General features: G+C 69.4%; 19 protein-coding genes and 1 pseudogene. 12 read left to right on the top strand and 8 right to left on the bottom strand.

The features are described from left to right. From MYSTI_RS16870 to MYSTI_RS16850, 5 genes are all read left to right on the top strand, one after another. The gene (locus tag MYSTI_RS16870; RefSeq protein WP_015348984.1) at positions 1-927 is read left to right on the top strand and encodes a metal ABC transporter substrate-binding protein; all 927 of its coding nucleotides are present in this window, start codon (positions 1-3) and stop codon (positions 925-927) included. A gap of 3 nt (positions 928-930) precedes the next feature. After that, positions 931-1,788, top strand: coding sequence for a hypothetical protein (locus tag MYSTI_RS16865; protein WP_015348983.1), 858 nt, complete (start codon positions 931-933; stop codon positions 1,786-1,788). Further along, positions 1,775-2,596, top strand: a complete 822-nt coding sequence (locus MYSTI_RS16860; protein ID WP_015348982.1) for a metal ABC transporter ATP-binding protein — start codon at positions 1,775-1,777, stop codon at positions 2,594-2,596. Before MYSTI_RS16865 ends, MYSTI_RS16860 begins: the two co-directional genes overlap by 14 nt. Then, positions 2,577-3,449, top strand: a complete 873-nt coding sequence (locus MYSTI_RS16855; RefSeq protein WP_015348981.1) for a metal ABC transporter permease — start codon at positions 2,577-2,579, stop codon at positions 3,447-3,449. The genes MYSTI_RS16860 and MYSTI_RS16855 overlap by 20 nt, the downstream gene beginning before the upstream one ends. Positions 3,450-3,564: 115 nt before the next feature. After that, complete coding sequence (locus tag MYSTI_RS16850) at positions 3,565-5,043, top strand: hypothetical protein (protein WP_015348980.1); 1,479 nt, start codon at positions 3,565-3,567, stop codon at positions 5,041-5,043. A 3-nt stretch (positions 5,044-5,046) separates the two neighbouring features. Here the strand turns inward: MYSTI_RS16850 and MYSTI_RS16845 are convergent, their stop codons facing one another. From MYSTI_RS16845 to MYSTI_RS16825, 5 genes are all read right to left on the bottom strand, one after another. Beyond that, entirely contained in the window at positions 5,047-5,595 is a 549-nt protein-coding gene (locus tag MYSTI_RS16845) for an isochorismatase family protein (RefSeq protein ID WP_015348979.1), read from the bottom strand. Between the two features lie 74 nt (positions 5,596-5,669). After that, complete coding sequence (locus tag MYSTI_RS16840; RefSeq protein WP_169558640.1) at positions 5,670-6,068, bottom strand: MerC domain-containing protein; 399 nt, start codon at positions 6,066-6,068, stop codon at positions 5,670-5,672. Positions 6,069-6,091: 23 nt separating this feature from the next. Continuing rightward, the gene (locus MYSTI_RS16835; protein ID WP_015348977.1) at positions 6,092-7,816 is read right to left on the bottom strand and encodes a hypothetical protein; all 1,725 of its coding nucleotides are present in this window, start codon (positions 7,814-7,816) and stop codon (positions 6,092-6,094) included. Positions 7,817-8,155: 339 nt separating this feature from the next. Then, the gene (locus tag MYSTI_RS16830) at positions 8,156-8,650 is read right to left on the bottom strand and encodes a hypothetical protein (protein WP_015348976.1); all 495 of its coding nucleotides are present in this window, start codon (positions 8,648-8,650) and stop codon (positions 8,156-8,158) included. 300 nt (positions 8,651-8,950) lie between these two features. Continuing rightward, positions 8,951-9,385 carry a hypothetical protein gene (locus tag MYSTI_RS16825; RefSeq protein WP_015348975.1) on the bottom strand — a complete coding sequence of 145 codons (435 nt, stop codon included), beginning with the start codon at positions 9,383-9,385 and terminating at the stop codon, positions 8,951-8,953. 388 nt (positions 9,386-9,773) lie between these two features. Here MYSTI_RS16825 and MYSTI_RS16820 point away from each other — a divergent pair, with 388 nt between their 5' ends. The 3 genes from MYSTI_RS16820 to MYSTI_RS16810 all read left to right on the top strand — a co-directional run bounded on the left by MYSTI_RS16820 (position 9,774) and on the right by MYSTI_RS16810 (position 13,148). Next, the gene (locus MYSTI_RS16820; RefSeq protein ID WP_015348974.1) at positions 9,774-11,246 is read left to right on the top strand and encodes a hypothetical protein; all 1,473 of its coding nucleotides are present in this window, start codon (positions 9,774-9,776) and stop codon (positions 11,244-11,246) included. A 96-nt stretch (positions 11,247-11,342) separates the two neighbouring features. Further along, positions 11,343-12,053, top strand: coding sequence for a Bax inhibitor-1/YccA family protein (locus MYSTI_RS16815; RefSeq protein ID WP_015348973.1), 711 nt, complete (start codon positions 11,343-11,345; stop codon positions 12,051-12,053). Positions 12,054-12,191: 138 nt separating this feature from the next. Then, complete coding sequence (locus MYSTI_RS16810; protein WP_015348972.1) at positions 12,192-13,148, top strand: lytic polysaccharide monooxygenase; 957 nt, start codon at positions 12,192-12,194, stop codon at positions 13,146-13,148. A 97-nt stretch (positions 13,149-13,245) separates the two neighbouring features. Here MYSTI_RS16810 and MYSTI_RS16805 read toward each other — a convergent pair whose 3' ends face one another. Beyond that, entirely contained in the window at positions 13,246-13,587 is a 342-nt protein-coding gene (locus tag MYSTI_RS16805; RefSeq protein ID WP_015348971.1) for a (2Fe-2S) ferredoxin domain-containing protein, read from the bottom strand. Positions 13,588-14,182: 595 nt separating this feature from the next. Here MYSTI_RS16805 and MYSTI_RS16800 point away from each other — a divergent pair. Then, positions 14,183-16,975, top strand: coding sequence for a vitamin B12-dependent ribonucleotide reductase (locus tag MYSTI_RS16800; protein WP_015348970.1), 2,793 nt, complete (start codon positions 14,183-14,185; stop codon positions 16,973-16,975). Positions 16,976-17,097: 122 nt separating this feature from the next. On the opposite strand, the gene MYSTI_RS44655 is transcribed toward MYSTI_RS16800, so the two are convergent. After that, complete coding sequence (locus MYSTI_RS44655) at positions 17,098-18,288, bottom strand: hypothetical protein (protein ID WP_044283737.1); 1,191 nt, start codon at positions 18,286-18,288, stop codon at positions 17,098-17,100. Positions 18,289-19,516: 1,228 nt separating this feature from the next. Between MYSTI_RS44655 and MYSTI_RS44650 the strand changes: the two genes are divergently transcribed. After that, the gene (locus tag MYSTI_RS44650) at positions 19,517-20,392 is read left to right on the top strand and encodes a hypothetical protein (RefSeq protein WP_233278423.1); all 876 of its coding nucleotides are present in this window, start codon (positions 19,517-19,519) and stop codon (positions 20,390-20,392) included. A 2,313-nt stretch (positions 20,393-22,705) separates the two neighbouring features. Next, positions 22,706-22,960 (top strand): hypothetical protein, encoded by a 255-nt coding sequence (locus MYSTI_RS44640; RefSeq protein WP_233278422.1) that lies wholly within the window; start codon positions 22,706-22,708, stop codon positions 22,958-22,960. A 44-nt stretch (positions 22,961-23,004) separates the two neighbouring features. On the opposite strand, the pseudogene MYSTI_RS45680 reads toward MYSTI_RS44640, so the two are convergent. Continuing rightward, positions 23,005-23,226 (bottom strand): annotated as a pseudogene (locus MYSTI_RS45680) (GspE/PulE/PilB domain-containing protein); the annotation flags it as partial. Positions 23,227-23,710: 484 nt separating this feature from the next. Between MYSTI_RS45680 and MYSTI_RS16780 the strand changes: the two are divergent. Continuing rightward, the gene (locus tag MYSTI_RS16780; protein ID WP_015348968.1) at positions 23,711-25,645 is read left to right on the top strand and encodes a serine protease; all 1,935 of its coding nucleotides are present in this window, start codon (positions 23,711-23,713) and stop codon (positions 25,643-25,645) included. Positions 25,646-25,725 lie beyond the last annotated feature (80 nt).

The following is a 25,725-nucleotide window of genomic DNA, read 5'->3' as shown; positions in this document are numbered from 1 at the left end:
ATGCGTCAATTTCGATTCGTCGCGGCCCTGTGCGCCGCGCTCACCCTGTTCATCGCCGTGCCTGCTCGCGCGGCCGTCAACGTCGTCACCACCCTCCCCGACCTCGCCGCGCTGACCAAGGCGGTGGGCGGAGACCTGGTCCAGGTGCAGTCCATGGCCCTGGGAAGCCAGGACCCGCACCGCGTGGACGCGAAGCCCAGCCTCGCGCTCGCGCTGAGGAACGCCGACCTGCTCATCTCCGTGGGGCTGGACCTGGAGATCGGCTGGCTGCCCAACCTGCAGACGGGGTCTCGCAACCCGCGCATTCAAGTGGGCAACGCGGGCTTCCTCAATGCCTCGCAGTTCGTCCGTCTGCTGGAGGTCCCCGCCACCAAGGTGGACCGCAGCGAGGGCGACGTGCACCCCGGTGGCAATCCCCACTACCTCTATGACCCGCGGCAGGCCGTGGCGGTGGCGCGCGGTATCGCCGAGCGACTGGCGCAGCTCGACTCCAAGAACGCCGCCACCTACCGCGCCAACGCGACCCGGTTCGTCACCGAGCTGGATGCCGCGCGCGTGGGTTGGGAGAAGCGGCTGGCTGGACTCAAGGGTGTCCCCGTCATCGCGTTCCACCGGACGACGCCGTACCTGGCGGACTGGCTGGGCTTCGAGCCCATCGCGTTCCTCGAGCCCAAGCCGGGCATCCCGCCCAACCCGTCTCACGTGGCCCAGGTCCTGGTGCAGTCGCGCCAGCGCAAGGTGCGCATGGTGCTCATCGAGAGCTACTACAACGACCGCGAAGCCAAGATGGTCGCCAACATGATTCCCGCGCAACTGGTCGTCCTGCACGGAGGCACCGACTTCCGCGCGGGCGAGACGTACGTCCAGCACATCAACGAGATGGTGGGGAACCTGGAGAAGGCCCTCACCGCTGGGAAGGGGGGCTGAGTCATGAGGACTCGATATCTGCTCCCCGCGCTGCTGCTGTCCGGCTGCGCGCTGGACGCGGGCGAGGGCTTCGCGCTGCTGGAGCCCACCGTCACCGCGAAGTACGCCCCCGTCGCCTCGCGCGACGCGGGCGGTGGCTTCCAGCGCCTCGCGTCGGACTATCAGGTGCGCCTGGACACCGCGGGCCTGGGCATCTCCCATGTCGAGCTGATGGGCGGCGCGGGCTCGGGGGGCCCCACGCGCTTCGACCCCGCCAACCCGCCCCCGGGCTACAGCCTGTGCCACAACGGCCACTGCCACAGCGACAGCGGTGGACTCGTCGACTACGAGGACATCGAAGCGCAACTGGGGGGCGGAGGCGCATCCTCCTCGCTGGTCGCCGCGCTCCATGTCGATGGGGCCCTGAACCTGCTCACACCTTCCGCCGTGCCGGTGGAGTGCGAGCCCGACTGCGAGCTGCCCCGCACCACGGTGTCTCGAGGCCTCTGGGAGGTCACCCAGGTGACGCTGACCGGCGTCGTGAAGGACTCGCGCGCGACGCCTCGACTGGGCGAGACGCGCTTCCGCTTGACGGTGGAGTCCAAGGACGGCGCCGAGGGCGAGGAGGCCACGCCCGTGTTCACCTTGAAGGGCGACGTGGACGTGCCCTCCGACCGTGAGCACAAGCCCCGCGTGAAGCTGGCCCTGGCGCTCTCCGTGCCCCCCACCGTCTTCGACGCGGTGGACTGGGCGACGTTGACGCCCGGCGCGGATGGCGTGGTGGACCTGGGCGCTCCGGTCAACGAAGCCGCGCGCAAGGTGCTGCTCGAGGAGCTCGCGGCGCTGAAGCCCGAAGCGGAGGTGCGACGTGAAGACCGATGAGCCCACGGGGACCGAGGCCACCGCGCACTCGGTGCCCCCCACCTTCAAGCTGGGCGAGCCCCTGCTCACCTGCACCGACCTGGTCATCGGCTACAACGACAAGGCCATGTTGCCGCCCATCAACATGGTCATCCGACGCGGCGAGTTCGTCGCCGTCGTCGGCCGCAACGGCTCCGGCAAGAGCACCTGGTTCAAGACGCTCCTGGGGATGATCGACCCGGTGTCCGGCAGCATCACCCGGGGCCATCCGGAGATGCGCAGCGCCTATGTCCCGCAGACCTCCGGCATCGACTCGCTCTTGCCGCTGCGCGCCCGGGAGCTGACGGCGTGGGGGCGGCTGCGGGGCTGGAGCTTCCTGTGGCCCTTCGCTCGGAAGGTGGACCGGGACACGGTGGAGGCGGCGCTGGAGACCGCGGGCGCCAAGGCCATCGCGGGGAGGCCCTACCGCGAGCTGTCCGAGGGCCAGAAGCAGCGCACGCTCCTGGCCCGGCTCATCGCCACCGAGGCGGACATGGTGCTGCTGGACGAGCCCACCGCCGCGATGGACGCCGTCGCCGAGCGCGAGACGATGCAGCGGCTGTGTTCGCTCGCGCGCCAGCGGGGCCTGGGCGTCGTGGTGGTGTGCCACGACCTGGAGGTCGCCGCCGAGCACGCGGACGTGCTGCTCTTCGTGGACCGGGAGACGTCCGCCTTCGTCGTGGGCGACGCGCGCACCGTGTTCTGCCACCCCGCCTTCCGCCGCCAGTACGGCGACGAGTACTGCCACAAAGCACCTGAGGGACCCCATCGTGGAACCAGCACTCGCTGACCCGTCCAAGTGGCAGCAATTCCTCGAAGGGTTCGAGCTGTTCCGGGACCCGCTCCTGTGCGCCCTGCTCGCCGGCGGGGTGCTGGGCTTCCTCAGCGTCTACGTGGTGCTGCGCCGCATGGTGTTCGTCAGCGCCGCGGTGGCGCAGTCGGCCGGCCTGGGCGTGGCGCTCGCCTTCTACATGGGCATCCACCTGGGCTTCGCGGTGGAGCCCGTCATCGGCGCCACCGCGCTGGCGCTCCTCGCCACGCTGCTGCTGATGATGGACCCCTCGCGGCTTCGCCTGACGCGCGAGAGCCTCCTGGGGCTCGCCTATGCGCTGTCGGGTGGCGCGGCCGTGCTGGTGGGCGACCGCATCGCCCAGGAGTCCCATGACATCCAGGGCATCCTCTTCGGCACCGCCGTGCTCGTGACGCCCGAGCAGCTTCGCACCGTCGCCATCGCGAGCATCCTCGTGATGGCCATCCACCTGTGGTGGTACCGGGGCATCACCTTCGCCAGCTTCGACCGCATCGGCGCGCTGGTGCAGGGGCTGCCCGTGCGGCTGCTCGACGGTGTGCTGATGGTGTCCATCGGCATCATGGTGGGCGTGTGCGCGCGCGCATTGGGAGCGCTGCCCGTGTTCGCCTTCTCCACCCTGTCCGCCATCGCCGCGCTGATGCTGGACCTGCGGCTGCCCTGGACCTTCTTCGTGGCCACGCTCGCGGGCGTCATCTCCGGCGTGGGGGGCTACATGTTCGCCTACTTCTTCGACTTCCCCGTGGGTGGCTCGCAGACGGTGGTCGCCTCGCTGCTGGTGGGGGTGGCCATGGGGTCGCGCATGATTCTGCAGTGGGTCCAAAAAGCCCGCTGAGGCAGCCGGATGTTGCGACGTGGCTCGCATCCGGAGCCACGTCGATATGTCGCGGTAACCATCCCGTTCCCCGGTCGTATCCTGTCCTCACAGGAGTCGGAACCGGAGACACGTCATGAGCGTCCGTGGATGGTTGCTGTGCACTGTGCTGGTCATTGGCTGCGCGCACTCCCCGCTCAAGCCAGAGGAGGTGACGCCCCAGTTCGAACACGTCTTCCAGAAGCCCCTGGAGGAAGCCCTCGCCACCACGCGGGCGCTGCTCGTCGAGCGCGGCCTGCAGTTCGAGGCGACGGTGGACCCGAACCAGTTGCTCACGACGTGGAACAATCCAAGCAACGTGGGGACGGGAAACAATCGCTTCTCCCGCTACCTGGTCACAGGCATCGCCGTGTCCCCTCGGCAATCCGTGGTCCGCATCTTCAAGATGTCGTTCAACGTGATGGGCAACGACGTCAACCACCAGAACGTCTGGTGGAAGATCAACCGCGAGGCCTATGAGGCCTCCGCCAATCCTTTCGAGGACCCGCAGCGCCTCGCCGCGCTCAAATCCGGTCAGAACCGCATCGAGCTGCGCACCCCGATGCGAGGCATCCGTGACATGGACCTGGAGCGCGAGCTCACCCTGAGGTTGGAGTCGGGGCCCTCGGTGGAGGTGGTGAGTGGCACCGTGAAGCAAGAGCCAGTCGCCATGCCCGTTCGTGACATGGACTTCTACCTCACGCGGTGGAAGGACACTGGCGCCGAGCCAGGCCAGTGCGGGACCGCCATCCGGGGGCTCGCCGGGCTGATGAGTCCCGGGCTCACGTTGCTGGTGGGCGAGCAACTGGGCTCCCGCGAGGCGCCCACCGTGGTGGGCGAGCTCGTCTGCCAGGTCGCCGAGGCCGGCCTGCCTGTCGCGCTGGGAATCGCCCTGCCTCGCACGGAGCAGGAGCGCGTGAACCGATATCTCGCGAGCGGGGGTTCTCCCGCGGACCAGGACGCGCTGCTCGAAGGCCGCTTCTGGCGACGGCCCTACCAGGACGGCCGCAGCAGCCGTGCCATGCTGGACCTCATCGACCGGGTGCGCGCGATGCGCATGGCGGGCCTCTCGGTGTCACTCGTCGCCTACGACACGGACACGGCGGGCGGCAGCCAACGCGACGCACAACAAGCCGCCCTCTGGAACGAGCGTCGAGAGGCGCAGCAGGACGAGGTCCAGGTCCTGCTCGCGGGCAACACGCACACCCGGACCGTCACCGGGGCGGCCTGGGACAAGTCCTTCACGCCCATGGCCTCCCTCATGAAAGCCCCCCGCTTCATCGTGCTCGACATGAGCTACGCGCAAGGCACGCGCTGGGGCTGTGACCTCGACCCCCAGGGGCAGGTCCGGTGCGGCCTCGTGGGCACGACGCCCGTGGAGCGACTGGCCGCGCGCCCCGGTCTCAATCCGTACATCGACCTCTACGACGAGCCGACGTCCGACGGCTCACACGGGCACCTCTATGTGGGCAGGCTGACCGCATCCCTCCCCGCCATGTCCAAACCAGAGCAGCCGCGCCCCGCCACCCTCCGCGAACCGCCGGCCATGGGAGCCAAGAAGCCCTCCATGTTCTAGGCCTCAGCGCACCGCCGCGGAGATCTTCTTGAACTCGGGCGTGCCCGCGCGCCCGAGCAGGTCGAACAGCGCCGACTCCACCGTGGACACCGCCGCGCCCGCGTCGCGGCACAAGTCCAACCCCACCCTCCGGTCCTCGCTCGAACGCGACAGCACCGCGTCCGCGAGCAGCACCGGAGAGAAGCCGCGCTCCGACAAATCCCGCACCGTCTGGAAGACGCAGATGTGCGTCTCCATGCCGGTCACCAACACCTGCTTGCGAGTCCCCAGCGCCGCCAGGACGTCCGGCACCGCCGCGCTGAACTCCAGCTTCTCCACGGCCTTGAAGGCGCCCAGCTTCAAGCGCAGGAGCGAGTGCGTGGGCCCCAGTCCCTGGGGATACTGCTCGGTGACGATGACGGGGAGGCCCAGCACCCGAGCGCCTTCGATGGCGGCGCTCGTGCGCGCGAGCATCCGGTCCAGGACGTCGTGGTCCATGGCTCCGCACAGGCGCTCCTGGATGTCGACGACGAGCAGCGCGGCCTGGTCCTGCGTGAGTCGGAAGGAGGGCATGTCCCCTCCTCGCGCGAACGACCGCGGCTCGTCAAGCGAAGGGAGCATCGGGCGCCCTTCGCTTGACGCCTGGCTCAGCCCTCTTCGCGCGGATGACACTCACAGCAGTCGCGACACAGGGCCCGGTTGCGCCCATGCGCCACGGCCATCACCGCGCCACCCGCCAGGGTGAGGCCCATCTCCCAGCCCTCGCTCGCACCCTCCGGCACCAGGAAGGCTCCCGCCGCCAGCAGCGACAGGCCCGCGATGCCGAGCATCGGCACCGCGGCCCGCCGATGCAGCCGCCACCCGGGGATGAACGCCGCGAGCGCCCCCGCCAACGCGAGCACCAGCAAGCCCTGGTGGGTCCCCTCCCCGCTCAACCACCCGGCCGCCGCCGCGGGCAGCAGACCGAACACGGCCGGAAGCGCCACGCAGTGGACGACACACAGCGCCGACAACACCTGTCCCCACCCATCCCAGCGCGAGGACACGGACCCACTTCTCTGGAACACACTCAGCACGACACCTTCTCACGTGGACGAAAATCCGACGGCACCGGGAACGGTGCATCGGCGTTGTGGACCAACCTCAGGAGACGGCCCTGGCCCGCGACATACGTCCTCGCGCGCCGCAGCTCCGGCAGGTGCGAGTCCGCGTCACGCCAGCGCTCGAGGAAGGTGGCGAAGTCCTGCACCGCCGACCCTCGCTCGCCCGTGGCCACCCTCGCCTCCGCCAACAGCAGGTGGAAGTGGCCGCAGCCCGGCCGCTCCTCCACCAGGGCCCTCGCCAGCTCCAGCGCCTTCTGCTCGCGCTCATCACGCAGCCGGACTCGCGCCAGTGTCTCCCTCGCGGGCCGGGAGAACGCGGCCGGCCCCGCCGGACGCAGCCTGCGCTCCATCCGCCACGCGCGAATCAACGTGGCCTCCGCGCGGCCTCCTTCCCCTCGACGGGCCTCCAGCGCGCCGCGCAGCTCCTGCTCCGCGACCTCCACCACCCGAGCCACATCGCGAGGGCACAGCCTCCGGCCATCCGTGCGTCGCCGCTCCGACAGCGTGGACTGGAGCACCGCCAGCGCATCACACGCGCGCTCCACCTCCGACAGCCGTCCCAGGTCCAGCGCGTTGATGCCCTTCGTGTAGGAGCGCACGCCGTCGCGCAGACCGCGCTCGGCGGGAGAGAGGTCTCCCTCGAACTCCAACGGCACGTCCGCCGCCGCGCGGAAGAAGCCGAAGCGCAGGTGCGCCGACACCAGCGTGGTCGCCGCGAACACGAGCGCCTGGGGCTCGCCTCCCGCGGACTCCACCCGCTGACGCAGTCGCCGCGCCCACGTCTGGGCCTCGCTGTACTGCCCCGCCTCCGCGCAGCCCTGGCTCAACAGCCGCATCGCCATCTCGGCGCAGGGAGCGAACTCCACGGGCAGCGACTCTCCCGCCAGGTACACGTCGTCCGACTCCACCGCGGACGCCAGCACCCGGTTCGCCGCGTCCAGTGCGCCCAGCCGCCCCCACAGGCGCCCCGCGGCCAGCATCGCCGTGCTCGTGCCCGGCACCAGCTGGGTCAGCCGCTGGGCGCTCTCGCGAGCGGCCTCCGGCCGAGGGCTGGGAAGCACGGCGCACACCCACGCGTAGTGGACACCCGCATGGTCCGGATGCGTGCGCAGCAGCTCGCGCAGCAGCACCTGCGCATAGGGCTGTCCCTGGCCGGGGCGACCATCGGGCTCGTACCCATCCGCGAGGAACCCCGCCAGGAGGAGCTTCGCCTCCGCGTCCTCGGGATAGCGGTCGATGAGGCTCTCCATCTCCCGGACGAAGGCATGACGTCCATTGGCCGGGCCCTTCTCCGCGAGCAGGCTGGCGGCGATGATGTAGCGCTGCTCCACGTCGGGCAGGCCCTCGCTCAGCGCGAGCGCACGCGCCATGGCCTCGGCGCGGGCCGCCACGAAGCGGGCCCCGGGTCCACGCGACAGCGCCAGCCCCCACCACGCCATGGCCAGCTCCGGGTCCAACCGCGCCGCCTCCGCGAAGGCGCGCCGGGCCTCCGGTCCCCAGCCCAGGTGCAGCAGACTCAAGCCCTGGTCGAAGTAGGCCTGCGCGAGTGGCACACGCGTGCTCACCTTCAGGCGCGATGTGGCCCACCCTTCGCGAAGCGGTGGACGCGGAAGTGCCTCATCCGCGACGTCCTCCCAGGCGACCTGGCTGTAGACGGATGGCTCATCGTTGCGAAGCAGTCGCGACAGCATGATGTCCTCCCTGAGCCTCGGGTTCCGAGGCGCCACAGGCGTTCCATTCCAGAAGCAGAGAGCCCCACCGCCCCCACGCGGTGGACAACGGCTCCGCGAAACCACGAGGCGCTTCGCGCGGAGACACCGCGCCGACACGCCTCCCATCGAACCCCCTGTTCCAGGCCCCCCGGCCCTCCTGCCCGGTCCACCACCGCGCGAGCCCCACCCGACGCCGGTGGACCTCGCGCCGCGCCGCGCATGACGGCGGCGCACTCGGGAGGCCCCACGCCCCCCGGTCGAAGCCCCGGCGAGACAAGCCGTCCCCCCGAAGGAGGACGGCTCGCGCCGGACGTCCGCTCAGTGCTCGTGCCCCTCGTGCGACGCCTCCTCGATGACGAGGTTCACGGACGCCGCCGTCGTGGGCCCGAAGGTGAAGCGGTAGGTGCCCACCTTCAGCGGGACGACGTGCCGGCCCTTGATGTCCGTGCACGAGGGCGAGCTCTTCGCGCTCTCCTCGATGGCCACCGCCGCGCCGCTGGAGTCGGAGATGGCCACCGCCACATCCGCGCTCGTGTAGAGCACGTAGTCCGTGGCCTCCGACGCCGCGAACGAGACGCTGCCGGACTTGCCGCCCACCCCATCCACCAAGGTGATGTCGTAGCGCCGGTGGTTGTTCGCCACCGAGGGCGGCGTGCCCGAAGTGGTGGCGGTGATGGCGGTCGACGGCCCCTCGCGCAGGTGCTCGCACCCCTCGGTGTCGACGTTCTCCTCGGGGGGCGACGTGTCGTCGCCGCAGGCGGCGGTCAGCAGCGCGGTGGACATCAGGAACGCCGTCAGAAGCTTCTTGTGCATGTGTATTGCTCCACGTGGATGGGACTACGGCTCCCCAGCCACCAACGCCGCCACGGACCCCACCGATGAAGGCGGAGCCTGGACAGACACCGGGGGTGGGGTGGGAATCGCGCGGACCGCGCGCGACACGGGGGGCATGAGCGTGCACGCAGGGAAAACGAGCCATCCCGCGACGGGTCGCGCGACAGCGTGGACCCGGCCCCAATTACCGGGCGCCGGCGTCCCACCTCCGCGACACGTCACTCTCTTCTCAAGACACGAGAGTGTCCCGAGGAAGGGATACGTACCCTGAGTGAGTGCTCACGCCAGAGGCGGAGAGGCCTTGGGGGCCAGGTGCAGCCGGGCGACGGGCTCCGCGTGGAAGCGGAACACAGACATCGCCGGCGCGGAGCGGGTGGGCACCCGCATGAGTGCGGGGGCACCCTCCACCGAGGGCGGGGCCTCCCGGCGGATCAACGAATGAAGGCAGTGCGCCTCGGCGCCGTGGCCAGCGGGGGCCTCGGCACGGGTCGTGACGCGGACGTCGTCGAAGGACGCCTCCACGAGCGGAGCCTCGTGCGAGCCCTCCTCCCCCACATGGACCACCTCTCCGTGTTCCAGACACGTGACGTGCTGGACCATGGCGAAGTGCAGCACGCTGCCCATGTACGCCACCGCACACACGGCCACGAGCGGCAGCGCCAACAGGCGCGACCGGACGAGACGCGAAGTCTGCGAGGAGGAAGAGCGGCTCACGGTGGGGGAGATTCCAAAGCTAAACGCAATGCAGTTGTAGGCCAGGCGCAGCGCGCGTGCAAGTCACACGGAATCACACACATCACATCCAGGTGCCGTGGGCCTCGGGTCCGCGCGCGCCACGCTCGCTCGCGAAGCCTTCGGCGAACCAGCACCCCGACAGCAAGCCGAGGCAGCGCCCCGATTGCGAATGGCGCGCGAAACGTCGACGCCGCATTGGCATCCACTCGGCGCCGGGCGGGGCGAACTCCGCGCCGGTTCGATACAGGCATGTCGGCGCGACGGAGGGCGCGGACAGGGGCTGTCGCCCATGGACCGGCGGGCCTCTCCGAGCATAGGTTCGCCGACCCCGGGCCAGGCCCGGTCATTGAGAAGGACAAAGGTACTCGTGCAAGAGCTCATCGACGTGCTGCGGCACCAGGCGCGCCACTTCGCGCCCGAACTGGCGCAGCTCGCGTACAAGCGAGGGTTGGCGGTCACCCAGTTGGACGGCACCACGCGCCCCATTCCCATCACCGCGACGCCCGTCATCCTCGATGCCGCCGAGATTCGCCGCCGCGCGGAGCTCTCCGCGCGCCTGTCGTCCGCCACGGTGAAGATGGCCCAGGCCATCCTCGCCGGCCCCGATGCCGAGAGCCTGCTGGGCGCGCTGTCCCCGCTGGAGCGCACGCTCGCCGAGCACACCTGGCGCAGCGCCTCGCGCCTGGCCACCACGCGCGTGGACTACTTCGTGTCGGGCGGCAAGCCGTGGGCGCTGGAGGTCAACGCGACCATCCCCGCCATGCAGGGCTATTCAGACATCGCGGCGCGCACCTTCATCGAAGTGGTGGCGCGTCACCTCCGCTACCCGGAGAAGGCGCTGCCGTCGCTGCTGGCCCTCAATGGCAGCAACGCCCTGGCGCTCTACCGCTCGCTCCTGGACGGCTACGCCGCGGAGCGCCCCGGCAAGTTCCCCGACACGGTGGCGCTGCTGTGCCGCCGCAACGACGCACAGATCTCCGAGCTGCGGTGGCTGTGCGAGCGCTTCCGGGAGCTCGGCGCGGACGCGGACATCGTGCACCCGGACGAGGTCTCCGGCGACGACACCTTCGAGGTGCGCGGCAAGAAGTACGACCTGGTCTACCGGCACCTCTTCGTGCGGCGGCTGGAAGAGAATCCCTCGCCGTGGGTGGAGGACTTCCTCTCCGTCGTCCCCGGCAAGAAGGCTGTGTTCCTCAACCCTCCGGCCTCGCAGGTGGAGGTGAAGTCCACCTTCGCGCGGCTCTCCCAGGCGCTCGCCGAGCCCGCGCTCGCCGAGGCCGCGGGCCTCACGCCCGAGGAGCTGGAGGCCGTGCGAGCCTCCGTCCCCTGGACTCGCGTCTTCCGCCCAGGCCCCACCTCGGGCCCGGATGGAGGGCGGGTGGACGACCTGGTGGCGGAGGTGGCCCGCACGCCCGCGCGCTTCGTCCTCAAGCGAGCATGGGACTACGGCGGCAAGGCCGTCTTCCTGGGCCGCTCCACGGGGACGGTGCCCTACACGGAGCGCGTGAAGGCCGCGTACGGCGAGCCGCTGGGCTGGCCGGAGCTGTGCGCGCGCGCCGCGGCGGACACGACGGGCGGCGGCTTCGTGGTGCAGGAGATTGTCGACTCGCCGCCCGAGGACCACCTGCTCTGCGAGCCCACCGGCACGGTGCTCCCGACGTCATTCTTCGTGGACTACTCGGCGTATGCATCCGTGGGGCTGGCGAAGCAGCCTGCTTGGGGAGGCGTGTGCCGGGGCTCCATGGCGGAAATCGTGAATATCGTGGGCGGCGGCGGCGTGCTGCCGCTCATCACGACGGAAGTCGCCTCGAAGCTTTTGCTCGCATGGAAGGCGCTTTAAGGGTCGTTTTCGGCCCCGCGTTCGCGCACGCGCGGGGCCGAGCAGCTATAAGCAGTGGCGCCGCCGGGCTCTTCCTGGCGTGAAAGGACACGGTACATGGCCTGGGAAACTTCCGGATGGCAGACGGCCGAGAGCGCCTCGGTCAACTCCGTCCTGGTGCAGGAGTCGAAGCGCGCGTTCATGTCGCGCGTGCATGGATGGATGTTCGCGGGGCTGCTCGTCACCGGCGTGATGGCGATGTTCACGCTGAACAACGAGGCCCTGCTGCGGACCGTCATCGAGTGGCGGCTGGGCTTCTTCGCCGCGCAGCTGGGCGCGGTGTTCGCGCTGTCGTTCCTGGCCTCGCGGCTGTCGGGGCCGGTGGCCGCGGCGCTGTTCCTGGGCTACTCCGCGCTGACGGGGATGACGTTCTCCGTCCTCTTCCTCATCTACACGGCGGGCAGCATCGCGCAGGCGTTCTTCCTGACGTCGGGTGTGTACGGCGCGATGGCCATCTACGGCACCGTCACGAAGAAGGACCTGAGCTCGTGGGGCACCTTCTTGTTCATGGGCCTCATCGGCGTGTTGCTCGCCGGGGTGGTGAACCTCTTCATGCGCAGCGACATGATGTCGTTCGTCATCGCCTGCGCGTCCGTGCTCGTCTTCGCCGGCCTGACGGCGTACGACACGCAGAAGCTCCGCGAGATGCACGCGGAGACGGGCTACAGCAACGCCGCGACGGTGAGCATCGTCGGCGCGCTGACGCTGTACCTGGACTTCATCAACCTGTTCCTCGCCATCCTCCGGCTGCTCGGCCGCCGTCGGTAGTTGGCCAGTCGACAGTCCTCCGCTGAATCCCAGCGGCGGCGCGTTCCCTCGGGGCCGCGTCGCCGCTTTTGTTTTGGGGCGTTGACCCGATTCGAGGTCCGCCGGCCTCCATTGCGCGGCTACAGGAGGAAACCCCCAATGCGCAGGCCGCTCGCAGCATCCCTGGTCGTGTTGTCGCTGTTGTCCGGAGGCGTCGCCTCGGCACATGGCTCGATGGAGATTCCCATCAGCCGCATCTACAGCTGCTTCAAGGAAGGACCGGAGAGACCCAAGTCCGCCGCGTGTACGGCCGCCATCCAGAACAACGGCACCCAGCAGTTGTACGACTGGAACGGCGTGCGGCAGGGCAACGCCAACGGCCGGCACCGCGAGCTCATCGCGGACGGCATGCTCTGCTCCGGCGGCAGCAGCTACTTCAAGGGCATGGACCTGGCCCGCACGGACTGGGTCTCCACGCCCATTTCACCGAACGCGAGCAATCGCTACGACTTCGTCTTCCACGCGACGGCCGCCCACGCGACGGCCTACTTCCAGCTCTACGTCACCAGGCCCGGCTACAACCCGGCCACCCCGCTGAAGTGGTCGGACCTGGAGGCCACGCCCTTCTGCACGGTGAATGGCATCGTCGCGCAGAACTTCCGCTACCGGCTGTCCTGCCCGTTCCCCGCGGGCCGCACCGGCAACCACGTCGTCTATGCCATCTGGCAGCGCTCCGACAGCCCCGAGGCCTTCTACTCGTGCTCGGACGTGCGCATCGGCGGCGCGGTGGCGCCCACGTCGTGGGTGGAGCTGGGCTCCATGCAGGCGCGTGAGGACCTTCCGGCGCGCAGCAAGGTGACGCTGCGCGTGTTCGACAGCGCGGGACGCGACGCGGAGACCCACCCCCTCCTCATCGACAACGCCGCGAAGGCGTCCCAGTGGATGCAGCAGCTGGCGCAGCGGGTGAACGCCGCGTCCCGCCGCGTCCAGGTGGGTGAGCTCCAGACAGACGGCAACATCCGCCCGGCCCCGAGCGCCTCCACGCTGCGCATCTACTCGCGCGAGTCGAGCGACTCGTACCAACTGGACATCGAGAAGCCCGCGAGCACGCCCTGAGCCTGCTCGCGGCGCGCGCACACCGGTGAGCCCGGGTCGTGCGCGCGCGGCTTGGGCAGGAGCCCCCGTCCCCGCCGGGGGCTTCTGCTCGAGCGCATCAGCCCTCTGCCTTCTCCTTGCGGGAGAACGGCATCAGGAGCCGCTCCACGGGGCGGCCCTGCATCAGGTGCTGCTCGACGATTTCGGGAACGTCCTCCACCTTCACGCCGCCGTACCAGGTGCCCTCCGGATAGACGACCACGGAGACGCCGAACGAGCAGGTGTCGAGACACCCGGCCGCATTCGCCCGCATCCGCCCCTTCACGCCGCGCTTGTCGAGCTCTTCCTTGAAGGCGGCGCGAACCTCGTCCGCCCCCTTCGTGGCACAGCACCCCTTGGGGTGCCCGTCAGGGCGTCGATTGGTGCACACGAAGACATGGCGCTGGAAAGGAGGTGGCATGCCTGCCTCCTAGCGCGCCGGATTCCATAAATCGACCCCCACCTGTTCACCCGGAGACGGGCCCGGCGAGCGGATCCACGGGAGGGCACTGGCGGAGTCCCACCGGCATGCACAGACTCCCAGCAAACGTCCCCCAGTGATCACGCTCGTTTGCGGCGGAGTGACGATACATGCCTCGCAAGCTGTTATCAGCCCAAGTAGCGCCTCCCTTTACACCCGCTCCGCCAGGCTCTAGATCAGCGCTTGCGTGCCCGCGCTGCTACAGGCGGCTACAGCTTCCGCCCGCACCCACGCTCGGCGTCCGAGCCCCATTTCGTAGTGTGTGTGATTCTTCCCGGCACTACTAATTGGGTCAGTGCCGTTCTTGATCAGCTGCCGCGAAGCGCGTATTGATCCGCCCGCTCGGCCCTCAACCGAGCAAACTCCACAAACGAAGTCCGGGGCTTCAAGCTCCCTACGACACGCTTCGCGAGCCTGCTCCGGAGTCGTCCACGCTTGTCCGTGTGACGCCAAAGGAACCATCGCAATCTCGCGCCCTTAGCGTTTCGCAAAATTTTGCATCCCAACTCAGAGTGAACCCCCGGAGGGTGGCGACATGGAGAAGGAGCTGAGTGCGAAGCCCATGGTGAACGGGAAGGAGCGCCGGGCGGGGCGAAGCAAGGGGAAGGCGGCGGCGACGGGGCTGAGCGTGGAGCGCTTCTTCACGACGCTGGGGGTGGACCCCGCGGACGAGCTGGCGTGGGAGTACCGGAGCGCGAGCATCACGGGCGAGGACGGCAAGGCCGTCTTCGAGCAGAAGAACATCGAGGTGCCGCGCTCGTGGTCGATGCTGGCGACGAACGTGGTGGCGTCCAAGTACTTCCGCGGCACGCCGGGGACGCCCGAGCGGGAGACGAGCGTTCGCAAGCTGGTGGCGCGCGTGGTGGACACCCTCACCCGCTGGGGCTCGGACGGCGGCTACTTCGCCACCGAGCTGGACCGCGACGCCTTCCACGCGGAGCTGACGCACCTGCTGTTGCGCCAGAAGGCCTCGTTCAACTCGCCCGTCTGGTTCAACGTGGGCGTGGAGGCGCAGCCGCAGTGCTCGGCGTGCTTCATCAACAGCGTGGATGACTCCATGGAGTCCATCCTCACGCTGGCGCGCACGGAGGGCATGCTCTTCAAGTACGGCAGCGGCACGGGCAGCAACCTGTCCACCATCCGCGGCAGCAAGGAGCTCCTCGCCGGTGGCGGCACCGCGTCCGGGCCCGTGTCGTTCATGCGTGGCTTCGACGCCTTCGCGGGGGTCATCAAGAGCGGAGGCAAGACGCGCCGCGCGGCGAAGATGGTCATCCTCAACGCGGACCATCCGGACGTCCTCGACTTCATCCGGTGCAAGGCGAGCGAGGAGAAGAAGGCCTGGGCGCTCATCGAGGCCGGCTATGACCCGTCGTTCAACGGCGAGGCGTACGCGTCGGTGTACTTCCAGAACTCGAACAACTCGGTGCGGGTCACCGACGAGTTCATGAAGGCCGTCGTGGCGGATGGCGCGTGGCAGACGCGCACGGTGCGAGAGGGCCAGCCGCTGGACACGTACCGGGCGCGGGACCTGTTCCGCGAGATCGCCGAGGCCGCGCACCTGTGCGGCGACCCGGGGATGCAGTTCGACACCACGGTGAACAGCTGGCACACGTGCTCGGGCACGGCGCGCATCAACGCGTCCAATCCGTGCTCGGAGTACATGTTCCTGGATGATTCGGCGTGCAACCTGGCGTCGCTGAACCTGATGCACTTCCGGGACATCGCCGGTGACTTCGACGTGGCGGCCTTCAAGCACGCGGTGGACGTGGTGCTGCTGGCGCAGGAGATCATCGTCGGCTTCTCGCGCTACCCCACCGAGCGCATCGGGAAGAACAGCCACGACTACCGTCCGCTGGGGCTGGGGTTCGCGAACCTGGGCGCGCTGCTGATGGCGTCGGGTCTGCCCTATGACTCGGACGCGGGCCGCAACTACGCGTCCGCCATCACCTCGTTGATGTGCGGCGAGGCGTACGCGATGAGCGCTCGCATGGCGGAGAAGCAGGGCCCGTTCAATGGGTACGCGAAGAACGCGGAGCCCATGCTGGGGGTCATCCGGAAGCACCGCAAGGCGGCATATGCCGTGCCCCAGGCCGGAGTGATGGCGGAGCTGCACGCGGAACAGAAGGCGGCGTGGGATGACGCGCTGGCCCTGGGCGAGGCCCATGGCTATCGCAACAGCCAGGTGACGGTGCTCGCGCCCACGGGGACCATCGGCTTCATGATGGACTGCGACACCACGGGCATCGAGCCGGACATCGCGCTCATCAAGTACAAGAAGCTGGTGGGCGGCGGCATGCTGAAGCTCGTCAACCAGACGGTGCCGCAGGCGTTGGAGAAGCTGGGCTATCCGCAGACGCAGGCGCAGGACATCGTGAGCGCGCTGGACAAGGCGGACACGATTGAAGGCGCCCCTCACCTGCGGCCCGAGCACCTCGCGGTGTTCGACTGTGCCTTCAAGCCGGCGAAGGGCTCTCGGAGCATCCACTGGATGGGGCACATCCAGATGATGGAGGCGTGCCAGCCGTTCCTGTCTGGTGCCATCTCGAAGACGGTGAACATGCCGTCGGACTCGACGGTGGAGGACATCGAGAAGGCGTATCTCGAGTCCTGGAAGCGCGGCCTCAAGGCGGTCGCCGTGTATCGCGATGGCTGCAAGCGGACGCAGCCGCTGAACACGTCGAAGGAGGCGGTGAAGGACACGCGGAAGGTGGAGGCGGCGGCCGTCGTCGAGCCGCTGGTGAAGCCGGAGCCTCGTGCGGTGCGGCGGCGCCTGCCGGACGAGCGGCGGTCCATCACGCACAAGTTCTCCATCGGCGGCCATGAGGGCTACCTCACGGTGGGCATGTACGAGGACGGCACGCCGGGCGAGCTGTTCATCGTCATGGCGAAGGAAGGCTCGGTGGTGAGCGGGCTGATGGACAGCTTCGCGACCAGCATCTCCCTGGCGCTCCAGTACGGCGTGCCGCTGAAGGTGATGGTCGACAAGCTGAGCCACACCCGCTTCGAGCCGAGTGGCTTCACCGGCAACCCCGCCATCCCCATCGCCAAGTCCATCACCGACTACATCTTCCGGTGGCTGGAGCTGAAGTTCATGCCCAGCGAGGAGACCGAGGAGGATGCCATCCTCTCCCCCGAGCCGGCGGCCCCCACGGCCCAGCCCGCGCTGCCCGCTCAGTCAGCCTCGTTCTCTCGCTCCACGAGCAGTGCCCGCGCCACCTGGTTGAACCAGGCGGACGCCCCGCCCTGCCACACATGTGGCGCCATCATGGTGCGCAGCGGCGCTTGCTATAAGTGCGGCAATTGCGGCGCGACCAGCGGCTGTAGCTGAGTTGCAGTCGACACTGCAGTAGCAAGGGCTCCGGGACCCAGGGTTCCGGAGCCCTTCTCGTTTCTACCGGGCTGGAGACGCGTGGGACGGCGCCAGGGTCTCCCCCAGCGCGTCCGTGGACTTCACTCGGTTCCCGAGGCGGGCAGGCGGTCGTAGACCTCCGAGGCCTTGGCGGAGACGCGGGTGAGCTCATCGAGCGTCGTGCTGGGGACCGGTGCGTTGCCCGAGTCCGCGACGATGAAGGCCACGGGACGCCCACGCGCGCGGATGGGGACGACGAGCAGGTGTGACGCGGGGCCTCCGAGCGCGGAGAAGATGGCTTCATCCTGAGCGGAGACAGGTGCGTCGAAGCTGCTGGGCCCGAACTGCCCCAATGCGGACACGAGGAGCGAGGGCGCATCCAGGTCCACCTTGAGCGCGGAGACCTGGGGGCCATCGCTTCCGGGGCCCCATGCATGGCCGACTCGCACGAGGCCGAAGCTCTCACCCAGCAGGAAGGCCCGCTGGAAGCGTCCGGCGCAGTACGCGATCAGCACCTTGCCGAGCACGCCTTGCGTGTTCACCTCGTCCAGCGCCGTGAGGACCTGGTCCGCGGACACCGCGGGGCCTTCGCTGCCCGAGGCCGTCGAGGCTCCCGCCGCGGCCAACAACGCCGTCAGGACTTCGGAGTGCTCTCGCGCATGAGGCTGCCAGGGCTGCTGGATGAAGTCCCAGGCGGACGCAAGGGGGAACTCGTTCGCGGAGGCTCGGGCGGGGGGCTCGGCGCGAGGCATGGCACCCTCGAGGTCCACGGCACGGTCATCCCAAGTGCTCTCGGCGACGTGGCCGATGGTGCCGTTGCCCTCGGAGCCCTGCCACCCGACGAACTCCCAGGTCGAGGCGAGCTGCATCGGGGCGTCGTCCGCCGCTGGCAGTTCGTCGAGCTCGATGGGGGCTCGCCGTGCCGCTGGTGGCTTGGGAGCCAGGGTGGACCCTGTGGATTCGGAGGGCGAGGCGCTCGCCTCTTCTCGCGCGGCTTCTGACTTCGGGCCTGTTCGGCCTGGGAGGACGTCGCCCAGTGGGAGCACGCTCTCGGACTCGAGTGACTCCGTGGCCGAGCCGTCCCGAGTCTTCGTCGTGTCGCGCGACGACGGGTCGCCGTGGGACGCGAGCATGGAGCCCGCGGCCTCCAGCATCAGTGAATCACCGGAGTCCCCTTCCCCCGTGCTGACGGTGCTGCGAGTCGAGGGCTGCGCCGTGCTTCCGAGCGTCCAGGACTCGGCCGCGGGCGTCGGCGACTCCGTGGTTCCCGGAGCGGACTCGGTCGCATCCAAGTACGCGACGGAGGGCGAGGCTTCCGCGGGTGAGGTCTGCTCGTTGGCAGACGGCTCGGGCGCGAGGAGGCCGTCCTTCGAGCCGTCCGCGGTCTGTGTTTGCGATGGACGGACGCTGGAGAGGTCCGGTGTCTCGTTCGGGGTGAGGCTCTCGGGGATCGTGGACGGAGACGCTGTGTCCTTGGCTGGAGGGGACCCTGGCTCGGACACCGAGAGGTCGAGCGAACTCAGCGGACCTGAGGACAGGCTGACAGCGGCATCCGACTCGGAACGAGACTGCGCTACTTCGCTTGGAGCAGGAGGCAGCGCGATTGCGACAGCCGCGGAAGCCTCCGTCCCATGAGGTGCGAACAGTGCGCTGACCGAGTCCTTGGCAGCCACGTCGACCGTTGTCCCAGACATGGCGGGGTTCGTCGACACGGACGAAGCATCCGTGGACTTGTCACCGAGGTCGGTCTCTACGGCTGACGCCGCGCTCGCACCGACCAGCTCATCCTTGAACGGGGCAAACACAGACGAGCCAGAGACCAGTGTGGAGCTGGCGCTCTCGGATGAGGGATTGTGCTGTCCCTCGGCGCCAATGTCTGTCTGAGCTTCGTCGTCGGTGGCCGGTGACAGACTCGCATCGATTGCGGCCGCGTCATCCGCGGCTGGGTCTGCAAGCTCCAGCGAGTCGAGAGACTCCGTGCGAGAATCCTCCTGGGGTAGATCAACCTTGAGGCCATCGCCATCTGGCGCGACGTCCGCGAAGAAGTCTTCGCCCAGTTGGATTGACGAGTCGCCCGCGTCCATCGCGAGCTCGGTTGCGACGCTTTCCGCGAAGTCGTTCAGCGCAGCCGTATCACCCTGTTCGGCCGACACTCGAGGCTCGGTTGAAGGCAGTGCCACCAGGACCTGCGGCCCCTGTGCGGCCAACGAATCGACGCTCGATGGTGGTCGGGCTTCGGTCACAACTGGATCGACGAACGGCTGATTCGGTGTCGCCGACATGCTCGACGGAGGCTGAGTCCTGAGCGATTGACCTTCCAGTCCAATGCCCTGCCCTTCGGGCGCCGATCCACTCGCGTTCAATGGCAGCCATTCCCCAGAGCGCCCTGCGACGTGAGCTCCCAGCTCAGACGGGTCGCCTTCGGTCGAAGAGGATGGGCTTCGGGCCGGCACGGCCTCCTGCACCTCGGCTTCGGCCAGCAGATCCCATGCCGATGGCGAGTGAGCGCCGGGCAGCAGGGTGTTCCCCGGCAACCCCACCGTCGAGGACATCTCCGTGCTCGACGAAGGGAGTGCCGCTGGCGACAGGGTCTCCAGCGGGCCCACTGCCGAAGACAGCTCCACGTCAGACACCAGCGATTCGCTGGAGGACAAGGTGCCCTGCGACTCCGGCACCGAAGACGGCTCCGCGCCCGACGTCGGCGACTCGCTGGCCGCAAGGGTGTCCTTCGGCTCCAACACCGAAGCCACTCCCGTGGTCGACGACGGCTCTCGTGCCGACAGAGTGTCCTGCGGCTCCAGCACCAAAGCCGCTCCCATGGTCGACAGCGACTCTCGTGCTGACAGAGTGTCCTTCGGCTCCAGCACCAAAGCCGCTCCCATGGTCGACAGCGACTCTCGTGCTGACAGGGTTTCCTTCGGATCCAGCACCGAAGCCACTCCCATGGTCGTCGACGACTCTCGTGCCGACAGGGTGTCCTTCGGATCCGGCACCGAAGACAGCTCCACCCCCGACATCGGCGACGCTCCGGACGGAGTTCCACCAGTCAGCCCGGAGAGAGGCATACCGGCAATCGGCGAAAGCACTATCCCAGACGCAACAGCCCCCGGAAGAACACCCACCGGGGCACCACCCGCGCCCAGCGACAGCACCATCTCGGACGGCGGATCGCCCTGTGAACCGGCTTCCGTCGGCCCACCCACGCTTGACGACAGGCGGGCACCCACCGTCCCTGATGGCACCGCCGATGAAACATCCGGGTCCGACGACAAGCGTGCGCCCGCCATCCCCGACGGCGTCGCAGGTGTCTCCGTGCCACTTCCCAGTCCCGGCAGCCCACTCGCGCTCGACGGCGGTCGTGCACCCACCATCCCTGGCGGGACGGTGCCAATCTGAGCTCCTGGCTCCGTCGGCCCACTCGCGCTCGACGGCGGTCGTGCACCCACCATCCCTGGCGGGACGGTGCCAATCTGAGCTCCTGGCTCCGTCGGCCCACTCGCGCTCGACGGCGGTCGTGCACCCACCATCCCTGGCGGGACGGTGCCAATCTGAGCTCCTGGCTCCGTCGGCCCACTTGCGCTCGGCGGTGGTCGGGCGCCCTGAATTCCTGGTGGCATCGGGGCGCTTTGTGAGCCCTGACTCGTCGGCACATTCGTGCTCGGCGGAGGCCGAATACCCACCATCCCTGGAGAGACAACGCCACCCTGTGACCCTTGCACCGCAGACACACCTGTACCTGATGATGGACGTGCCCCTGGTGGCACCGCTCCCTGCGGCCCCTGCATCGCCGGCCCAGCCACGCTCGAGGGCGGCTGCGCCCCTGGTGGCACCGCTCCCTGCAGCCCCTGCCCCGTCGCCAGACCTGCGCTGGATGGAGGACGTGCGCCTGGTGGCACTGCGCCCTGTGGCCCCTGCATCACCGGCCCAGCCGCGTTCAAGGGCGGACGCCCACTCGTTGGGACTGCTCCCGGAGGCCCTTGCAGCGTCGCCATCCCCGCGCTGGATGGAGGACGTGCGCCTGGTGACGCTGCTCCCTGCGGCCCCTGCACCGTCGTCGCCATCCCCGCGCTGGATGGAGGACGTGCGCCTGGTGACACTGCCTCCTGAGGCCCCTGCAATGTCGCCACACCTGCACTCGATGGAGCACGTGCACCTGGTGGCACCGCGCCCTGTGCCCCCTGCATCGGCGGAACACCCGCGCTCGACGGAGGGCGTGTGCCCTGCGGCACCATCCCCTGCGGCCCCTGCACCGTCGGCACACCCACGCTCGACGGAGGGCGTGCACTTGGAGGAACCGCGCCCGGCAGTGGCGGAGCACTCACCGGCGGTCGTGCGCCAGGCGGTACTGCGCCTCCCTGCGCGCCCTGTACCGTCGGCACACCTGTGCTCGAAGACGGTCGCGCACCCATCATCCCTGGTGGCACCGCACCGCTCTGCGCTCCCGGCACCGTTGGCATTCCCGCGCTCGACGGCGGTCGTGCCCCCATCATCCCCGGCGGCACCGCACCGCTCTGCGCTCCAGGCACCGTCGGCATTCCCGCACTCGACGGCGGTCGTGCCCCCATCATCCCCGGCGGCACCGCACCGCTCTGCGCTCCAGGCACCGTCGGCATTCCCGCACTCGACGGCGGTCGTGCCCCCATCATCCCTGGCGGCACCGCACCGCTCGGCGCTCCCGGTACCGTCGGCATTCCCGCACTCGACGGAGGTCGCGCCCCCATCATCCCTGGCGGCACCGCGCCGCTCGGCGCTCCCATTCCCTCGCTCGACTGTGGTCGTACCCCCGGCGGCACCGCGCCGCTCGGCACTCCCATGCCCTCGCTCAACTGTGGTCGTGCACCCGGCGGCACCGCGCCGCTCGGCGCTCCCATGCCCTCGCTCGACTGTGGTCGTGCACCCTGCGGCCCAAGCACGGGCGGAGAACCACCGCCCACCTGAGGCCGTGCGCCCTGCATCCCCGGCGGCACCGCGCCTGGCCCCCCAGCACCCACTTCCAGCGCCCCCGCCGGCCCCAGCACCGTCGGAATCCCCGTACTCGAGGGAGGCCGCATCCCCGGAGGCACAGCTCCCCGAACCGGCACTCCCGCACCCGGCTGCGGAGGCCGCGCCCCAACCATCCCAGGAGGCACAGACACCTCTTCCCCTGAGACCACCGGCCGAGCCCCCGTCATCCCAGGCGGAACACTCCCCTCCACACCAGGCGCGGGCCTCGCTCCAACGCCGCCCATCCCCGGAGGAACAGGTCCCGGCGGCGGACGTCCACCAGCACCCGCTCCACTCCCTTGCGGCGCCACGTGCGGAGCCCCCTGCCCCACGGCCTGCCGCGACACCATCCCAGGTGGCTGCGCCGCGGACGCGCCCTCTCCAGGCCCTCTCCCGCCAACAACCACGGACACCAGCGCGCGCGGAGCAGGAGGCTCGACCTCCTCCATCACGCCCTCGAGAACCTCCTCCGTGTCCACCACGTCGAGCTCCTCGGTGGGCTCGACGATCTCCGCCGCCTCGATCTCCTCCCCACCATCCAGCTCTTCCGCCGCCTCGATCTCCTCCGACAGATCCAGCTCGGGAGGCATCGCCGGAGGCGCCAGCCGAGGCGGCCCCGGAGGCCGGGCTCCCGGCCCCGCCTCCACCGGCTTCAACCTCGGCGGACCCGATGGCGCCAACACCGGCGGGCCCGACTCACCACGCCCCACTCCCCCATCCCCGGGCATGGACAACACCGGAGGAACACTCCTCGGGGCCTCGACCTCCGCGGAGTCCTCGGCGTCGTCACTCAAGAACTGTCCCGGCGCCAATCCCCCGAACATGCCCTCCGACCCGGGCTGCGCGCGCACGGGCGCGGGCGGCGGAGCCATCTCCGGCAACGGCACCACGCCCCCTCGCACGGGCACCGCGGTCGCCGGCTTCGCGGTGCGCCGCGCCGCCGCCATGTGCATGGACCTCGCCGGACGACGAATGCCGTAGCGCTCCGCCTGGTAATGGAACAGCCGCAGCTCCGGCGTGATGTGCGGGAGGATGCGAAGCCCCGTGATGAACCCCAGCGCGTCCGTGTGCTGAATCTCGAACGGGCTCGCCATCGCCACCTTCAGCCGGCGCCCTTCCTGCGCCAACGGGAAGGCGAGGTGCTTCTCCGCGAGCGCCATGGGCAACAACGTCAGCGTCGCATCCGTGACGGCCTCGAAGTCCGCCTCCTGCGCCACCGGGTAACGCGTCTGCTCCCCGAGGACCATCGCCACCGTGTCGATGTCCAGGAAGTCCAGCTCGATGAGGATGGAGCCCAGCCGCCCGCCGTAGATGAGCTGGGCCTTCAGGGCTTCGTCGAGCTGCGCCTGCGTCAGGAGGCCCTTGCGGACCAGAATCGCTCCGAGCTTTTCGGCCATGCCCCCCAAGTCTAGACGGCTTCGCCTCGACGCGGGGCCGACTCCCCCTCCCTCCCCACCGCATTTCCACCGCCCCATCCCACACGCCGCACACAACCCGGCCGCAACAACCGCGCTCCGTGTGAAATCAGACGCCCCACCTGCACCGCCCTCCCCCTGAGGCGGCCTGCCTTCCACTTTTCACAACCCACCTCCCCCCAAACGCCACCCGCTCCACAGAAAACGCCTGCTTCTGCCACTCAGTTACCAGAGGCAAACCAACTCCAGTAGTGACGAGGACTATAACCATGGGTGCAGCCCATGCTGCGCAGCCCCATCCCCTGCAGGAGAACCGATGAAACGAGTCCAGCTCGCAGGTTTCGTCGCCGCGCTGATGTTAGGTGCGCCGGCCGCACTGGCGTCCGCCCCCGTGTGCACGGTGGCCGCGTCCTCCGCGTCCCAGCGCGCCACGAAGGTCGGCGAGGACGTGTACCGGCGGTTCGAGTCGGCCCATCCCTACGCCTCGGTGGCCCTGCGGACGCACAGTGGCCCCCTCCACACCGACGTCATCACCCACGAGGGCGCCGCCTACATCGCCGCGCACTTCGAGCGGCTGGAGCTGGAAGCGGGAGACTTCGTGGTGGTGCGCTCGCCGGATGGACGGCGCTCCAAGCGGTATGACGCCACCCATCCCGGAGCCCGCGGCGGCTTCTGGGCCATGCACATCCCCGGCGACACCGCCATCGTGGAACTCCACAGCGGCGACTCCCCGGGCCGCCGAGGCATCCTCGACAAGCACGGCTACAGCATCGACCGCTTCGCGCGGGGCTACACCAACGCGGAGAAGGGCTTCACCTCCGACATCAACAAGGCCCTCTGCGGAGCGGACGACTCCGACTGGGCCCCCTGCTACGCCACCACCGAGGCCACCGTCTACGGCCGAGCCCGCCCCGTGGCGCGCCTGCTCATCGGCGGCTCGAGCGCGTGCACCGGCTGGCTCGTGGGCAACCAGGGCCACGTCATGACGAACCAGCACTGCATCGGGACCGCCAGCGATGCCCAGAACACCGACTTCGAGTTCATGGCCGAAGGCGCCACCTGTGCCACGAACTGCGGCAGCTGGTTCGGCTGTCCGGGCCACGTCATCTCCGGCGCCACGCTGGTCCAGGCGGATGCGCCTCGCGACTACGCGCTGGTGCGGCTGGCCGTGAACCCCACCAACGCGTTCGGCTACCTCCAGCTCCGCAACAGCGGCGCGGCCGTCAACGAGCGCATCTACGTCCCGCAGCACCCGGCGGGCTACGGCAAGAAGATCGCCGTCGCCTCGACGGACCCGTCGGACGCGTCTGGCTTCGCGGAGATCTACAGCCTGAACGAGCCGTCCTGCCAGAGCGGCGGCCCCAATGACGTGGGCTACTTCGCGGACACCCAGGGCGGCTCGTCCGGCTCCCCCGTGCTCGGGTACGGCGACCACCTGGTGGTGTCTCTGCACCACTGCGCCAACTGCCCCAACCGAGGCGTCCCCATCCAGGCCGTCATCAGCCACCTGGGCACCAGCCTGCCGCAGTGCGCGCTGCCCGCGGCCGGATGCCCGGACCCCAACGGCAACGGCGAGCCGCCTCCCGAGGAACCGCCCCCTCCCGCCAACTCCTTCCCCTTCACGGCCTCCGACACCAACAGCGCGCAGCAGAACACCACCAACAAGAAGATCGTCCTCGCCGCGAACGAGACGCTCACCGTGGGCACCTGCGGCCTGACGGGCGCGAAGACCTCCGGTGACACCTTCATGCGCCTCTTCAACCCCGCGGGGACGTCCGTCGCCACGAACGACGACGAGTGCGGCGGCCGAGGCTCCAAGATCACCTTCAGGGCCCCCACCGCTGGCGAGTACGAGGTGCGCGCGGGCTGCTACTCGACGGGGAGCTGCGGCGGCACCGTCGTCTGGGAAATCACCGGCAGCGGCCCTCCGCCGACCACGTCGGGCGCGTTCGACTTCAGCGCCAGCAACACCAACAGCGCCCAGCAGGCCACCATCAACCGGGACGTCCCCGTCACCGCCGGACAGGTCCTCACCGTGGCCACCTGCGGCCTGGCGGGCGCGACCTTCACCGGCGACACCTTCCTGCGCATCTTCAGCGGCGCCACCCAGGCGGCGACCAATGACGATGCGTGCAGCGGCCGAGGCTCCAGCGTGAGCTACACCGCCACCGCCGCCGGCACACTCCAGATTCGGGTGGGCTGCTACAGCAGCACGGCGTGCAGCGGCACCGCGGTCTGGAACCTCCAGTAGCACCCCACCTTGCACCCGGCGTCGGGCTCTCGGAAATCCGGCGCCGGTGCTCGGGTGGGGCCTCGGATTTCCGAGGCCCC

The sequence above is a fragment of the Myxococcus stipitatus DSM 14675 genome, from assembly GCF_000331735.1.
Lineage (GTDB): Bacteria > Myxococcota > Myxococcia > Myxococcales > Myxococcaceae > Myxococcus > Myxococcus stipitatus.
The sequence above is the reverse complement of the archived record's forward strand: the minus strand, read 5'-3'. Positions and strand labels throughout refer to the sequence as shown.